The organism is Pseudoalteromonas sp. 2CM28B (assembly GCF_023161935.1).
The window spans coordinates 1-620 of record NZ_JALNTH010000111.1 but is presented as its reverse complement, the minus strand read 5'-3'; the positions used below and the strand labels follow the sequence as shown (position 1 = coordinate 620).

Below are 620 nucleotides of genomic sequence, written 5' to 3'. Positions count from 1 at the left end.
TAATGCGGATCGTTTAAGTTAATTGAACGATCTTTCAGAGGCTTCATAATAGGCTACAACAAAAGTTGTGGCCTATTTTTATGTCTGAATTTATTAAAGAATTACACCTTACTACTGAATTTAGCCAAGATCGTGATATTGATTCGTTTACTAAGCATATTCCCCTTGAGTGGATTGAAGCAGCCGTTACTCAAACAGGGAGAGCCTCTGTGCGTAAACGACGTTTCCCCGCCGAGCAAGCTGCTTGGCTTGTATTAGGGATTGGTTTATTAAGAAACCGCTCAATATCTGAAGTCTGTGACAAACTAGAGCTCGCTTTTCCTGACGCTAAAGGAGAGCTTCCACCATTGGCGACGAGCAGTATTATAAAAGGGAAAGAAAAGCTAGGCGCAGCACCTATGAAACACCTTTTTAAACATACAGCAACGCAGTGGGAGCAGTCGCAAACTTTTGATGACGTGTGTGGTTTAAAGCTGCTCAGCATTGACGGTACACAATTTAAAACTCAAGATACACCGAGTAACCGTCACTTTGGCTATGCTAAATCGACAACAAACTTCCCCTCAGTACTTGCTGTGACCTTGATGTCGACAAGAACGCATTTAATATCCGATGCAGCG

The 620-nt window shown here is 42.4% G+C and carries 1 protein-coding gene; it reads left to right on the top strand.

The window, feature by feature from the left end:
• Positions 1-80: 80 nt before the first annotated feature.
• Positions 81-620 (top strand): transposase domain-containing protein (locus MTN96_RS36855; RefSeq protein ID WP_248534851.1); only part of this gene is annotated, 540 nt, incomplete at its 3' end.